The 14030-nt window shown below is 46.7% G+C and carries 14 protein-coding genes; 8 read left to right on the forward strand and 6 right to left on the reverse strand.

Annotated features, from left to right (window positions below):
• Positions 1-185 precede the first annotated feature (185 nt).
• The 5 genes from CAP50_RS00695 (at position 186) to pnp (ending at position 4761) form a co-directional block, all read left to right on the forward strand.
• Complete coding sequence (locus CAP50_RS00695) at positions 186-710, forward strand: type 1 glutamine amidotransferase domain-containing protein (protein WP_100748660.1); 525 nt, start codon at positions 186-188, stop codon at positions 708-710.
• A 160-nt stretch (positions 711-870) separates the two neighbouring features.
• Complete coding sequence (locus CAP50_RS12635) at positions 871-1032, forward strand: hypothetical protein (protein WP_172953029.1); 162 nt, start codon at positions 871-873, stop codon at positions 1030-1032.
• A 67-nt stretch (positions 1033-1099) separates the two neighbouring features.
• On the forward strand, positions 1100-1273 hold the full coding sequence (locus tag CAP50_RS12640) for a hypothetical protein (protein ID WP_172953030.1): 174 nt from the start codon (positions 1100-1102) through the stop codon (positions 1271-1273).
• Between the two features lie 393 nt (positions 1274-1666).
• Positions 1667-1933 carry a 30S ribosomal protein S15 gene (gene rpsO / locus CAP50_RS00700; protein ID WP_075101373.1) on the forward strand — a complete coding sequence of 89 codons (267 nt, stop codon included), beginning with the start codon at positions 1667-1669 and terminating at the stop codon, positions 1931-1933.
• Positions 1934-2658: 725 nt separating this feature from the next.
• Complete coding sequence (gene pnp, locus CAP50_RS00705; RefSeq protein WP_100748661.1) at positions 2659-4761, forward strand: polyribonucleotide nucleotidyltransferase; 2103 nt, start codon at positions 2659-2661, stop codon at positions 4759-4761.
• A gap of 209 nt (positions 4762-4970) precedes the next feature.
• Here the strand turns inward: pnp and CAP50_RS00710 are convergent, their stop codons facing one another.
• The 4 genes from CAP50_RS00710 to CAP50_RS00725 form a co-directional block, all read right to left on the reverse strand.
• A complete protein-coding gene (locus CAP50_RS00710; protein WP_100748662.1) occupies positions 4971-5537 on the reverse strand; it encodes a hypothetical protein in 567 nt (188 codons plus the stop codon).
• A 26-nt stretch (positions 5538-5563) separates the two neighbouring features.
• On the reverse strand, positions 5564-6169 hold the full coding sequence (locus tag CAP50_RS00715) for a hypothetical protein (RefSeq protein WP_100748663.1): 606 nt from the start codon (positions 6167-6169) through the stop codon (positions 5564-5566).
• Between the two features lie 141 nt (positions 6170-6310).
• The gene (locus CAP50_RS00720; RefSeq protein ID WP_100748664.1) at positions 6311-6568 is read right to left on the reverse strand and encodes a YheV family putative metal-binding protein; all 258 of its coding nucleotides are present in this window, start codon (positions 6566-6568) and stop codon (positions 6311-6313) included.
• Positions 6569-8752, reverse strand: a complete 2184-nt coding sequence (locus CAP50_RS00725) for a M3 family metallopeptidase (RefSeq protein ID WP_100748952.1) — start codon at positions 8750-8752, stop codon at positions 6569-6571. It lies immediately after the preceding gene.
• Positions 8753-9296: 544 nt separating this feature from the next.
• Here CAP50_RS00725 and CAP50_RS00730 point away from each other — a divergent pair.
• The 3 genes from CAP50_RS00730 (at position 9297) to CAP50_RS00740 (ending at position 12458) form a co-directional block, all read left to right on the forward strand.
• Positions 9297-10409: an AOC03_06830 family ribosome hibernation factor gene (locus CAP50_RS00730; RefSeq protein ID WP_100748665.1), complete on the forward strand. Its 1113-nt coding sequence runs from the start codon at positions 9297-9299 to the stop codon at positions 10407-10409.
• Positions 10410-10581: 172 nt separating this feature from the next.
• A complete protein-coding gene (locus tag CAP50_RS00735; protein WP_100748666.1) occupies positions 10582-11337 on the forward strand; it encodes an endonuclease/exonuclease/phosphatase family protein in 756 nt (251 codons plus the stop codon).
• Positions 11338-11450: 113 nt separating this feature from the next.
• Positions 11451-12458, forward strand: a complete 1008-nt coding sequence (locus CAP50_RS00740) for an NADP-dependent oxidoreductase (RefSeq protein ID WP_100748667.1) — start codon at positions 11451-11453, stop codon at positions 12456-12458.
• Positions 12459-12493: 35 nt separating this feature from the next.
• Here the strand turns inward: CAP50_RS00740 and CAP50_RS00745 are convergent, their stop codons facing one another.
• On the reverse strand, positions 12494-13111 hold the full coding sequence (locus tag CAP50_RS00745; protein WP_100748668.1) for an alpha-ketoglutarate-dependent dioxygenase AlkB family protein: 618 nt from the start codon (positions 13109-13111) through the stop codon (positions 12494-12496).
• Positions 13112-13128: 17 nt separating this feature from the next.
• Positions 13129-14019, reverse strand: a complete 891-nt coding sequence (locus CAP50_RS00750; protein WP_100748669.1) for an alpha/beta fold hydrolase — start codon at positions 14017-14019, stop codon at positions 13129-13131.
• Positions 14020-14030: the final 11 nt, after the last annotated feature.

A 14030-nucleotide genomic window follows, 5' to 3' on the forward strand; every position in this document is an offset into this window, starting at 1 on the left:
GAAACGCATTGTAGTTTTAATATATAGGATTGAGAGGGAATATGGTAATAATTATTAATAAAAATATAAGCAAATAAAAATAATGGATTATGATTTTGCTATCTAAAAATAGAATAATAAATACGTGGCTATAAATCGATAAAAAGTAGTTTCTAACAGAGACAACGATAAGGATACGGATAACGATGAAGACCATTGCTTTTTTATTACATAATCACTTTGAACAAGCCGAGTATGAAGATGTCAATAACCAGCTAAAAGATAAGGGTTATCAGACAGTGTTGATTACTACCAACAAAGACAAGCAAGTCCAAGCGATGCAGCAAGACGTCGATAAAGCAGATACGTTTACTGCTGATATTTTTGCTAGCGAAGCAGACGCGAACGACTATGACGCGTTGGTCTTGCCAGGCGGTACCGTCAATGCTGACACCATACGCGGCAAGCAAGACGCCCATCAGCTGATTCATGCTATTAATGATGCTGGTAAGCCTTTAGCGGTGATTTGCCATGCGCCTTGGGTGCTTATTAATACCGGTATCGCAAAAGGTAAGACGCTTACGGCTTATCATTCGCTAAAGACAGATTTGCAAAATGCTGGGGCAGACTTTGTAGACCAGACCGTACAAGTTGATGGTAATTTGATTACCTCGCGTAATCCAGACGATATTGACAATTTCGTTGCTGCTATTGACAAAGCATTATCGTAACTGTGTATGTGCAATATTTTGTCTATTACTTGTTCTGTTTAAAACGCTTCAACAGCTAACATTTACACTTATTTTACAATCAAGTTTTATTATCAAGTTTTATTATCAAGTTTTATTATCAAGTTTTATTATCAAGTTTTATTATCAAGAGGAAACTATCATGGCCAATTCAAATCCAAACGATACGAAGCTAGAACAACAACGCTCAGAATCAGCAAAGGCGGCACTAAAAAGCCAAACTGAAGACAACCACACAGAGAATTCTGAGGCGGCGGCTGATAGAATTGCTGATAATTTAGAAAATGTAAAAAAAGATCAGTAATCAATACAGCTTATTTATAGTTGAGTTTAGCTGTAACTAAATGGAAATAATAAAAATAGGAGGGATTATGAGTCAGTCCACAGATAATATGGATCAACAAGAACAAGAAATTGAAAAACTGTCTGAGGATATCAATCCACGTGAAGATGCGACGCCAGATAGCTTAGCGGAAGCCACCACGGTGCCTTTAGAGGACAACGAGCTGGGCGCGCATGCGACACAAAAAGACGCAAAAAAATAGAAGCATTATAGTTGGTCTAATAACTTATAGATCTACTATCATCTTTTGACGCGTTTGAGCCGGTTTGTATCCTTCGCTTTTTATCACAAACTAATATGAAAAACTGCTGCGGGTTCAGCAGTTTTTTGTTATAATTGCCGCCACATTTAAATTTGGTTTGAAGATAGCATTAGGCTTAAATCATTGCGCTCATAAGGAGCGAGATAGAGCCGTGACTTATCTGCCTTTTTTAGATGATGATCTTATGTGATTGAGCTTAGAGACACTAGGTCAACTCTAGTAATGCAGGGTTGTCCTGAATGCCGTATAAGCTGTTTTACTTTTTATTTTACTGCTTTATATATCGCTCAAATTCGAGCGTATTTAGAGCTTTTAGCATTGCCGGAGATATTTATGCTAACCAATACTGATCGCGAACAAATCATTGCCCAATACCAGCGCAGCGAAAACGACACGGGTTCTCCAGAAGTACAAGTAGCGTTGTTAAGTGCACGTATCAATGATTTGCAAAACCATTTTAAAGAGCACAAAGCTGACCATCATAGCCGCCGCGGCCTTATCCGTATGGTGAACACGCGTCGCAAATTGCTTGATTACCTAAAAGGTAAAGATCTTGGTCGCTATACCACTCTTATTAGCCAGTTAGGTCTACGTCGTTAATACAGCGACGATAGTACGAGCGCTCATTCAGATAAGTGACGCCCCTTTAGGCGCTAACTGTCAAGCTTCTAGCAGAGCGCGTCACACTTACTTGCTGATATCGATACAATAGATTTTTCTAAAAACGGTGTGGAATAGTTTCACGCCGTTTTTTTTATGCTTAATTTATAAGAAGTTAAGAAGTTAATAAGTAATACTGTTTGCATCGGTGATGCGTGTAGCACGTGCGCTGTGTGTTATTCTTACTGTCTGTTATAGTGATAATGGTCGATCATCAGCGGTGGACGTACCGTTTTGTAATTGATTGGTCAATAGCCACAAATCACTGTAAAATAATGCATTGTTAACTTGATGGCTTAGCGATTGTTAGATAGAGGACTTGCCAGTGAGTAGGGTGTTTATGCAGGGAGTGCCAATAAGGCAGTCATCATAAATATATTGCACAAGGTAGCATAAGATGCAGGTAGCTAAGCGCGCTGCATTGGTTTTAGATAATAGATCGATCAAACGATAGTAAGACCACATCTGCACAGCCACATATACATACCAGCAAAATATCTGTGGCAGGCATGGATACAAAGATCGTAATGAGATATGCCGCCGCGGCTATGACATAGCAAACGATGTCAGTCAGCGAACGGCTATATTCAAAGAATTTTAATGACAGATATCAGCTTTATACGATGCTGATATTAGTTTTTGTCAGTCAACATTAGGAAGATTATATGACAATGTTTAATACTATTAAGCGCGAATTTCAGTATGGCGACCAGCAGGTTGTCATCGAAACAGGACGCGTGGCTCGTCAAGCCAACTCTATTTTGGTTCATATGGGCGGGGTGACTGTCCTTGTAGCAGCGGTAGTAAAATCAGAAGCCAAAGAAGGTCAAAACTTCTTTCCGCTCACCGTAAACTATCAAGAAAAAATGTATGCCGCGGGTAAAATCCCAGGCGCTTATGGCAAACGTGAAGGCCGCGCTAGCGAGTTTGAAACCCTTACCTCGCGTCTTATCGATCGTCCGATTCGCCCGTTGTTTCCTGAAGGTTATGTAAACGAAATCCAAATTACCGCCACCGTGGTGTCATCAGACAAGACTCAGTCTGCTGATATTGCAGCGCTTATCGGTGCGTCAGCGGCGCTTGCTATCTCTGATGCGCCATTTAATGGCCCTGTCGCGGCAGCGCGTGTTGGTTTTATCAATGGTGAATATGTACTCAACCCAACGCTTGAGCAGCTAGAGAGTAGTGATCTAGATTTGGTTGTTGCTGGTACCAAGTCAGCAGTGTTGATGGTAGAGTCTGAGGCCGCAGAGCTGTCAGAAGATCAGATGTTGGGCGCTGTGTTATACGGTCATCAGCAGCAGCAAATCGTCATCGACAATATCGCCTCTTTGGCAGAAGAAGTCGGCACTGCCAAGCAAGAGTTTGCGGCACCTGAGCGAGATCAGACGCTTGAGAGTAGCATGAAAGCGCAGTTTGGTGAGCAAGTGGCTGATGCCTATACTATCACCAACAAACAAGATCGCTATAGCAAACTCGATGATATCAAAAATGCTGCCATCGAAGCACTGGCAGGGGATAGCGAATCAGAAGACTACGACAGCAAAGTCTCTGAGATAAAAGACATCTACGAAGATCTGAAATACCGCACCGTTCGTGACAATATCTTATCAGGCAAGCCGCGTATTGATGGCCGTGACCTTGAGACCGTGCGTGCGTTAGACGTGCAAGTTGGCGTATTGCCTTATACCCACGGCTCTGCGCTGTTTACGCGTGGTGAGACGCAGGCGCTAGTAACCACGACGTTGGGTAACAGCCGTGATGTCAATATGATTGATTCACTAAGCGGTACGATTCGTGATCATTTCATGCTGCATTACAACTTCCCGCACTTTTCTGTCGGCGAGACAGGCCGTGAAGGTATCCCTAAGCGCCGTGAGATCGGTCATGGTCGCCTAGCGCGCCGCGGTGTTCAAGCCATGCTACCAGACAGCGAGCGCTTCCCGTACGTCATTCGTGTGGTATCAGAGATTACTGAGTCAAATGGTTCGTCTTCTATGGCGTCTGTGTGCGGTGCTAGCTTGGCATTGATGGATGCTGGCGTGCCTCTAAAAGCCCCTGTGGCAGGTATTGCCATGGGTCTGGTAAAAGAAGGCGATCGCTTTGCTGTTCTATCAGATATCTTAGGTGACGAAGATCATTTGGGCGACATGGACTTTAAAGTGGCGGGCTCAAAAGACGGTATCACTGCGCTGCAGATGGATATCAAAATCGAAGGCATCACCCCTGACATCATGGAGCAAGCGCTAAAGCAAGCGCATGCTGGTCGTATTCATATCCTTGAGGCGATGAATAAAGTCTTGCCGCAAAGCCGCACTGAAATCAACGCGCATGCACCAAACTACGCGGTCATCGAGATCAACCCAGACAAGATCCGTGATGTCATCGGTAAAGGCGGCGCTATGATTCGTCAGTTGACTGAAGAGACTGGCGCAGTCATCGATATCGATGACGGTGGTACGATTCGTATCTTTGGTGAAAATAAAGCAGCGACCAAAGCGGCAATTGGCAAAATCGAAGCGTTGACGGCTGAAGTGGAAGTAGGCAAAACGTATGCCGGTACGGTTGCCCGTATCGTAGACTTTGGTGCCTTTGTCAATGTATTGCCAAACACCGATGGCCTTGTGCATATCTCACAAATCGCAGAAGAGCGCGTCGAGAGCGTATCAGACTATCTGAGCGAAGGTCAGTCAGTCAATGTCTTGGTTCAAGACGTCGACAACCGTGGTCGCATCAAGCTAACCATGAAGGGTGTTGAGCAAAACTAAGCTGTCGTTATAAACGTGTGATGCATTTTATAAACACCCAAAACCGCTTTAAGTTGTTCTTTATGAATGCTTAAGGCGGTTTTTTTTGGCCGTTATAAAGCCGATAGGTCATGCAACACAAGCAATATACATGTTGCTGGTGTCGACTGGTGTGTCGGTTAGACTTAAGCAAGCACGGATGCTATTTGGCAGATTGTTTTAATGGATGCTTAAATGTCAAAATGCTTGGGGACGTGTACATTGATACGCAGTTTGGGCAGATCTTGTAAATGCTGCATCAAAAGCGGTAATATTTCTGTAGCCCAATCCGGCGGTACGGCATTTGCTAAATGCGCGGTAGCAGGTGAGTGCTGCCGCGTCGTAGTATCATAAATTAGGGGACGGGCCAGAAGAGCGGCCCTACGCATTCCGTGATAGCGTATCAGTGGTATCAGCTGCTCACGTAGCTGTATCAACGCGGCAGTCAGCCAGCGCATACGAGCCGAATGGTAGGGATGGTCTGATATCACAAGATTGGCAATGTGGCTTGGCTGATTGCCATTACTACTGGCTGCAAGTCCCGCTTGCTCGCGCATGCGCTTATGCAAAAGACAGCTGCCCACGTGCAAGCTACCGTCGCGGCAGGCACGATGATAGCGCTGGTAGTTGTCAGGAAACAGCGTTTTGGCGCGCGTGAGAATAGGGTCTAACAAAATGCCAGCAGTATTGACAGGCAGGATAAGCAGCTGCGCGCTACTATTTAAGATAGGGGCGTGAGTGAGTTGGATGCTTGCCATGATCAGCCCCTTAAAAAATCCAATGTTTATTGCTCAGTGGTTTTGCTGGCGTTATCCGCTTCTAGCTGGGCGATTTGCTGTTCGAGTAGAGCGATTTGCTCTGCCTTCATATCGGCAAGTTTTTTATTCATTGCTAATTGCTCAGCGGCCAGTTTTTCTTGCTCGGCGAGACGTTGGCGCTCATCTTCTAACCGATCAATCTCTTCTTTGGCTAAGCTATTATTCTGTGGTAGCGGTGCTTGTAGGATGGCTTTTGGATCTGGTATTTGGTTGCTGGCCATCGCAGCGCTATTGTTTTCGGTATTTATCGTATTATTATCACGGCTGGTGCCATCATCAGCCGTGTCATCTATACTACCTTCTACATCACTCTTTTCTATATCGCTCTTTATATCATCTGGTGAGACATCGGGAGACGCTACCGTATTTGTTATTTTAGTCTGTTCAGCTAAGGCCGACGAGGATTGGTCGATAGGCTCGCTTACTTTAGGCTGAGACTGCGTCCAAATAAAGTAACCAAAAGCTGCAACAAGCAAAACTAATATCACAGTGACTGCGGCTTTTGAGTGCGATTTAGAGGGTTTGTTGTTTAAATGCTTATTTAATAAAGGGTGCGGTTTTTTGTTTTTCATACTTTGGTCAATTTATGTCAAAGATATCAGAGGCCATACTATAGCAAACTCAAAATAAAAAGCCTATCTATTAAAAGATAGGCTTAAAACACCGTTAAAGAATAAAACACGTCGCTATCATCAAATAGCGATATGTGCCATTTAGGGCTTAAACTTCACTGTCCCGCTGGTGCCTGTCGTCATGGCATCGCGAGCGAGCTGGTCTTCGGCATGGTTCTTGGCACTGATGGCATCAGGGTCTGGACGGCGCTCTGTGTGCCCGCACTGGGTACACTCGATATATTCATCAGCTACGGGCGTGACGATATTTACCTGCACCACCGCATCCATCGCCTGACATTTAGGGCAACGAACGCCTGCTAAAAACCGGCGCTTGGGGGTTGATGATTGATAACGCATTTAGATGCCCTCGCGCGTGCTGTGAGTAGTATCGGTGTTTTGCATGCCTTGAGTCGCGACAAAACCGCTATGGCGCAATAACGCATCAATACTGGCACTACGACCACGGAAGTTTTCAAAGTTGGTCTTGGCAGGGAAGCTACCACCGACCGACAAAATCGTCTCACGAAACGCCTTACCGGTGATTGGGTTAAAGATACCGTCTTCTTCAAACTTACTAAAGGCATCGGCAGAGAGTAGCTCTGCCCATTTGTACGAATAGTAGCCAGCCGCATAGCCGCCTGCAAAGATATGACTAAAGCCATTGGCAAAACGGTTGTAGTCGGGGGTATGCATGAGAGCGACGTCACGACGTACCGCATCTAGTGTCGCCAAAATACCCTCATAATCAAGTGCTGGCGTGTGTGCATGAATCAGCAAATCAAACAAGGCAAACTCGATTTGACGTAAGGTCTGCATGCCGCTTTGGAAGTTTTTTACCGCCAGTAGAGCATCAAGCTTATCGGTTGGTAGTGGCTCGTCAGTATCGACGTGACTACTAATCAGCGCGATGCCCTCGCTGTCCCATGCCCAGTTTTCCATAAACTGACTGGGCAGCTCGACGGCGTCCCATTCAACCCCATTGACCCCAGCCACATCGCCGACCGTCACTTGGGTCAATAAATGATGGAGACCGTGACCAAACTCATGAAATAAGGTCAATACCTCATCATGGGTCAATAGGCTTGGCTTGCCATCTAAGGCAGGGGTGAAGTTGCCAACCATAAAGCAAACTGGTAGCTGCTGATGCTCTGCGGCCTCATGACGATAGCGCGACTGAAAGCCACTCATCCATGCGCCGCCGCGCTTGCCACTACGAGCAAACAAGTCGAAGTAAAACCCTCCAAGCAATGTATCATCGGCATCAAACAACTGATAAAAACGCACGTCATCGTGCCAGCGCGACACCGACTCGCTGTGCTCTTGTACCTTGATACCGTATAGGCGCTCAACGATTGCAAACAAGCCGCTGATGACTTTTGGTAAGGGGAAATATGGACGGATCTCTTCTTGCGACAAGCTAAACTTGCTTTGTTTGACTTTTTCGGCGATATAAGCGCTGTCCCATGGCTGTAGCTCAGCAATGCCGTAGTCTTGGGCGCATGTCTGTAGCTGCGCTAAGTCCTGCTGCGCCGCTGGCGTGGCCTGCGTGGCCAAGTTGCGCAAAAAGTCTTCGACCTCCATCACACTGTCCGCCATCTTAGTCGATAAAGAAACCTCTGCATAATTATCAAAACCCAACAGCTTGGCTTTTTGTTCACGCAGCTGCAGAATCTGATTCATGATATCCGCGTTATTTAGCGACTCGCCTTTGGCATTGGTATGCGTGTCAAACTCTGAGGCACGGGTCACATACGCGCGGTATAGCGTCTCGCGCAAATCGCGGTCGTCGGCATGGGTCATGATGGCCAAATATACAGGGATGTTTAAGCTGGCCACATAATAAGGCGTCGGTAGGGCATCGACATCGGCCTGCAAGAGCGTACCACGAGCCAGCTCACGCGCTTTATATTGTTCACCGGCATCTGCTAGCAGTGCTAAGCCACTGTCGGTTAACCCTGCCAACTGCGCTTGGCTAAGCGGCAGAGCATAGGCTTGAGTGGCGTCCAAAATATGGTCTGAAAACGTCGCAGATAAAGTTGAGAGCTTGCTTTGAATATCAGCAAAAGCTGCTTGCTCCTCTTTTGGCAATGCCACGCCTGATAGCTCAAAGCTACGCAGTGCCAGCTCAATCGCCCGTGCGCGCGCAGGCTCAAGCGCTGCAAAAAACGCTGTGTCATTTTTGATGGCTTGATAACGGCCAAAGAGCGGTTGGTGTTGGCCGACGCGTGTGCCATAAGCGGAAAGCTTGGGGAGCAGCTCGTGATGTACCTGACGGATATCATCATTACTCATCACGCTATTTAGATGCGACAAAATCCCCCAACTGCGGTCCAACGCCAGATTGATATGGTCAAAGCTCATCACATCTGCCAGTGCTTGCTCAGCACTTATTTGGCGGTCAGCTGGCAAGGAGTCTAAATCTGGCATCGTATCTAAAAAAGCATTGGCCGCATCAATGGCGCTGCGGACTTGGTCTTGTAGAGTGGCGGGTGAGACGTTGTCAAAATCGACAAGGTGTAATGCTGGAGAAATGGCTGTCATAGTGGCGTCCGGTATCTGATATGAATAATTGACAATCATGCGTTTGGCATGAGGTGGTGTAGGCGGCCTTATTGTTTTATTTATAAGCTGTATAAAAGATGGGTTCGTTTGCCAAAAATACAACCTACGCGCCAGTCATACCGCAAACAGCGCAAAATCGCAAACGGTGTAGGTAGACAGTGCGATAAAACAAAACAGTGAGTGAGCAAAATCTTGTAAACAATCCGTCATTTTTTGAGTCAGGCAAGTTTATATACAATGATTTATACAATAAAGAGTGTTTCGCTTACAAAGCGCTATCATTTGCTTGCAAATTCACCCTATAGAGCGTGAGGTTTAGCTGTTAGCATCAAGGTAATGGACTATCAGCATAGGCATGACAAGCAGTACAACATAAAAACAAGCAGCTCTGTCTTTTAAGTGGATGTTTTTTTTAAGCAGTTTTTTTAATAGAAAACATCGTTTAATAAATACTAAGTGTAAAAATATTAGGTTTAATAAATACTAAAAAGCCGTGAAATCATAATAAAACAAGGAGCAATATATGAAAGCAACTCTAAAGAGCTTACGTGAAACCAAAGCCAACCCTGCGGTCAGTATCTTTGTAAAAACGCATCGTGAGCACCCTGCCAACGATCAAGACCCTATTGCCCTAAAAAACCAATTAAAAGTCGTCGAAGAGCGTTTAAATAGCGAGCATGATAAGCGTACGGCTACTGTTATTTTGGACAATATCTACGCAAAAACCAAAGAGCTCAATCACAACTATAACCTTGACACCTTAGCGATATTTGCCAGCACCGATGATGTAAAAGTCATCCGTATGCCGATCGATACCCAAGAGCGCGTCGTTATCTCAGATCGTTTTGCCACCCGTGATCTAGTACGTGATATGGCAAGTGCCGTCCACTACTACACCGTGGTGCTGACCCGCGAACATGCGCGTCTCATCGAAGCCTCGAACGATCGTGTCATCAGAGAGTTTGATAAAGATGACGATGCTCAAAACAACATGGAAAATATCCCATTTCCTGTAGAAAATAATGGCCCCTATACCACAGGCGATGGTGGCTCAGATCGCTCATCAAACAACGAAAGCAGCTATCTTAAAGAGTTCTTTAATCAAGTCGATAAAAGCGTGCAAGAGCTGTGGGGCGATAATAAAATGCCGCTGGTCATCGTGGGTGATGCCAAAAACATCGGCTACTATAAAGAAGTCTGTGATCGTCCTGACAACATCATTGCTACCGTCACCAATGCGACCAACCTAGAAGATGGCAGCGCCCAGCATATCATCGATAGCGTACAAGAAGCGGTCGAGGGCTATCGCTCGTCGCTACATCAAGAAGCCCTCGGTGAGATAGATAAAGCACGTGGCGCCAGTATGCTCCAGACTGACTTGCAAGAAGTCTATCGCAGTGCCTATCAAGGCGTAGGCGAGACCCTCTATGTCCGCCGCGGTTATATCCAGCCTGCAAAGATAGATGAACAAGCGCAGACACTGAGCCTCGCAGACGACCCAGCTGCTGATGGCGTGACGGATGATGCCATCGGTGAAATCATTGAGCATGTCATTCATAATGGTGGTAAAGCGGTGTTTATGCCACAAGATATCATGGGTGCAGACCAACCGATTGCTCTGGTGACTCGCTACTAAACCGGGGCTGCCAGATACTGGCGTTATACGATGACGCATTAGCCATCGGCGGCAGTTAGGTATAACATAAGAGCATTGGTTCACAACGAATCAATGCTCTTTTTACGTCGGTTTTGGCTCACCGCAGACCATGCCGCCCTTATCCTACCATACTGAGTTTATGACCAAACCTATGACTACCACGACTTCTTTTGTTTTAACCAGCTATAACATTCATAAAGGCATGTCGCCGATGAATCGCCAAGTCAAAATACAAGGCATCGCGCAAGCGCTCGATATCATAGGTTCTGATGTGCTGTGTCTGCAAGAAGTGCAGGGTCAAAACCTAAAGCGCAATATGCAATACAATGAGTACCCTGACCAGTCTCAGCATGAGTGGTTTGGCGAGTACCTAAAACTACAAAACAGCTACGGCAAAAACTCAGAGTACGAAAATGGCCATCATGGCAACGCGGTGCTCAGCCGCTTCCCCTTAGACCCAAAGCATAACGTCAATATCACCGTCAATAAGCTAGAGCAGCGCGGCGTTCTCCACTGTGAAGTACAACCCGTCGGCTGGGCGCGGCCAGTGGTGGTATTGTGCGCGCATCTAAACTTGTTTGAGCGCGACCGTATCAAACAGTACGAGGCCATCGCCAACTATGTACGTAACGAAATCGATGACGACCAACCTCTGGTTTTGGCCGGGGACTTTAATGACTGGAAGAAAATGTCTTGTGATAAGCTGGCGGCCAGCCTCGGCATGACAGAAGCCTTTAAGCACTGTCATGGCAAGCTCTTGCCCACCTTTCCAGCCAAGCTACCAGTGCTCAGCTTAGATCGTATCTATGTGCGCAATCTGACGGTCAAAGACGCATGGGTACACACGGGCAAGCCTTGGTCGACTCTATCTGATCATCTGCCGCTCAGTGCTGAGCTGACCTTATAGCGGGTGCAGCTTATGAGAGTGACGACACCGACTCTGATGTATGAGTACGTGTATAAACGTATGTATAAAAAGCCAAAAATACTTTAATCAATAGACGGATAAGGATATATACCATGTCTAATTTAACAACCGAAAAACCACTGCCAACCACGCAGCACGCTGTCCTCATCAAAGAGTTTGGTGCACCTGAAGTGATGCAGTATCAAGACGGGGTGGCGATGCCATCGTTGGCAGACGAGCAAGTTTTGATCGAAGTGGCGTATGCAGGGATAAACCCCGTCGATTATAAGACGCGTCAAGGCAAAGGCTGGGGTGCAGAGGCGATTCAACACAATAAGTTTGATAAAAACGAGCCAGCAATTTTGGGTTTCGATGTCGCAGGTACGGTGGTAGATAGCCGTAGTGATAAATTTGCCATCGGTGATCAGGTGGCGGCTTTGAGCTTTGAGGGCAGCTGCTACGCTGAATATGTGGCAGTAGATGCCAAACTGCTGGCCAAAGTGCCCAATCCTGTCACACTAAAGCAAGCAGGCGCACTGCCTTGTATTGGCCAAACCGCGCTACAGTTTGTTGAGTTTGCTGATATCAAAAAAGGCCAGCACGTCGTCATCAATGCACCCGCAGGCGGGGTGGGGCACCTAGCGATACAGCTATTGATGGATAAAGTAGACAACGACGATATCAAGGTCACGGTTATTTGCTCACCTGAGAAGTATGACAAGCTTGCAGACTTAATCGATAAAGACAAGCTGGCAGGCTGGATTGACTATACCAACGGCGCGGCGTTTCCTGATCTGCAAGCTGATGTGCTACTGGATCTGGTCGGTGATGAGGCAGGCGTACGAGCGCTGAGCGTGCTCAAGCCTGCGGCTCGGGTTTTTGTTTTGCCGACTATCTGGGTTGATAAACTCAAAGCAGCAGGTGAGCAAAAGCAGCTAACGGTCACAGGCTACAAAGCACAGCGCAGCGGTGATGATATGGCACGCGTTTTACAGCTCATCGCTGATGGAAAGTTACGTTTAAAGATTCAAAGCGTCTACCCACTCTCTGAAGTGGTGGCGGCGCATCATGAGCTACAAAAAGGCGATGCCTTTGGCAAGATAGTCTTACAAGTAAAATAAAAAACCGATTAGCCATACCCATGCAGTTATATTCGTTAAGCTGGCTGTAGGTGCCGAAAGGTTAGGCTGATGCGCCCATCGGCGACGGTTTTTGTCTTAGTGATGCTGTGTTTCCAAAAGTGCTGCGTCTCGCCATGCATGACGATTAGCTGACCGGACTCAAGATAAAGTGCGACTTTGTCTTGAGTTTTTTTGTGCTTAAAGACAAATTTGCGTGTGGCACCCAGTGATAAAGAAGCAATCACAGGCCGCGCGCCCAGCTCTTTTTCATCATCGGCGTGGTAGCCCATACCATCATGCCCTGTCGGGTAGTAATTGAGCAGACAAGAATTGAAATTGGTATCAATACCGATGCTTGATAGTTGCTGTTCAATACGATGTTTCACGTGAAACACGGTATCTGACCATGGTAGGCTGTGACGGGTATGACCTGAGTACTGATAGCTCAGATCTTTTTCACCCATCCATACCACTTGGCGAGTGGTGACGTGCGTCTTGCCAAATAAGGTCACCCTATCAGGCTGCCATGGTAGCTCGGTCAATAATGCATCGTAGAGCTGGCAGTCATCCTCGATGATACGGCCGAAGTCATTTACCCTACCATCATAAGGCAATAAGTTATCGGTTGGGGCAGGGGCAAAAAGGTCGCTCATGGCTTATATTGCTTAGTTTAGTGACTGTTTTTATAATGCTCATTGATAATTTGGGCGCACAGTTTGGGCGCTTCCATTGGCAAAAGATGGCCGTAATCTGGCAAAGAGATGATACTGTCGGCAGGGACAAATTTTTGCCACTGCTTACGGACTTTATTGCTGATAAATAAGGTCGGCTTGCCTGTGATCAGTGTATAAGGGCAGCGGAGATTTTTTAGAGCGGTGTCGATATGCGGCGCACCAAAATAGTTGGCAAGCTCTTGCTCTGGGGCAAACATCAGCGTGTGGCTACCATTGGCATTGACGCTCAAGCTTTGCTCAGCAAACACGTATAAATGTGCATCGCTGATGCGTTTGTAGGCTCGGTTGGCGCGTAGGGCTTGATAGTACGCATCAACGCTCGCCCAAATAGTGGGTTTGGTCAGCGTACTTTTAAATGGCTCTCGACTGAGCAAAAACCGCCGCGGCAATAAGTTATATAGCCGCGCTTGGTTTTTGGTAAAGGTGACCGGCTCTATCAGATACAGCTGGGAGAATAAATCTGGGCGTTTGGCGGCGGCCATGGCGGTGGCAGTGGCACCTTGCGAATGACCGATACCAACCACAGGCCGATCTTGGGTGCGCTCCAAAAATTCAATCAATAGCTCAGCGTCTTGCTCACGAGTGAGGCGGCGTTTTTGCGGCTTATCGTACCAGTAGCCGCGTAGGGCAAGCGCACTGATATCAAACGCTGCTGCTAGCTCATGCAGCAGCGGCGTATAAGTACCGACCGTAAAGCTGTTGCCCCCATAAAAGTGCGCAGGCGCACGTTTGTTGTGCTCTGCTGCTACTGATGGGTTGAGACTACCAAGGTCGTAGTAGCGTGCTTGTTTGCCGCTTAAGTTGATACGATGGGTAAAGGCTTCCATAAACTGCCCAC

It is taken from the genome of Psychrobacter sp. L7 (assembly GCF_002810365.1).
GTDB classification, from domain to species: Bacteria; Pseudomonadota; Gammaproteobacteria; order Pseudomonadales; family Moraxellaceae; genus Psychrobacter; species Psychrobacter celer.

Bases quoted from the DNA above. Each gene is read 5' to 3' on its own strand.
- CAP50_RS00695 (WP_100748660.1), top strand. From the start codon at position 186: ATGAAGACCATTGCTTTTTTATTACATAATCACTTTGAACAAGCCGAG.
- CAP50_RS12635 (WP_172953029.1), top strand. From the start codon at position 871: ATGGCCAATTCAAATCCAAACGATACGAAGCTAGAACAACAACGCTCA.
- CAP50_RS12640 (WP_172953030.1), top strand. From the start codon at position 1,100: ATGAGTCAGTCCACAGATAATATGGATCAACAAGAACAAGAAATTGAA.
- rpsO (WP_075101373.1), top strand. From the start codon at position 1,667: ATGCTAACCAATACTGATCGCGAACAAATCATTGCCCAATACCAGCGC.
- pnp (WP_100748661.1), top strand. From the start codon at position 2,659: ATGACAATGTTTAATACTATTAAGCGCGAATTTCAGTATGGCGACCAG.
- CAP50_RS00710 (WP_100748662.1), bottom strand. From the start codon at position 5,537: ATGGCAAGCATCCAACTCACTCACGCCCCTATCTTAAATAGTAGCGCG.
- CAP50_RS00715 (WP_100748663.1), bottom strand. From the start codon at position 6,169: ATGAAAAACAAAAAACCGCACCCTTTATTAAATAAGCATTTAAACAAC.
- CAP50_RS00720 (WP_100748664.1), bottom strand. From the start codon at position 6,568: ATGCGTTATCAATCATCAACCCCCAAGCGCCGGTTTTTAGCAGGCGTT.
- CAP50_RS00725 (WP_100748952.1), bottom strand. From the start codon at position 8,752: ATGACAGCCATTTCTCCAGCATTACACCTTGTCGATTTTGACAACGTC.
- CAP50_RS00730 (WP_100748665.1), top strand. From the start codon at position 9,297: ATGAAAGCAACTCTAAAGAGCTTACGTGAAACCAAAGCCAACCCTGCG.
- CAP50_RS00735 (WP_100748666.1), top strand. From the start codon at position 10,582: ATGACTACCACGACTTCTTTTGTTTTAACCAGCTATAACATTCATAAA.
- CAP50_RS00740 (WP_100748667.1), top strand. From the start codon at position 11,451: ATGTCTAATTTAACAACCGAAAAACCACTGCCAACCACGCAGCACGCT.
- CAP50_RS00745 (WP_100748668.1), bottom strand. From the start codon at position 13,111: ATGAGCGACCTTTTTGCCCCTGCCCCAACCGATAACTTATTGCCTTAT.
- CAP50_RS00750 (WP_100748669.1), bottom strand. From the start codon at position 14,019: ATGGAAGCCTTTACCCATCGTATCAACTTAAGCGGCAAACAAGCACGC.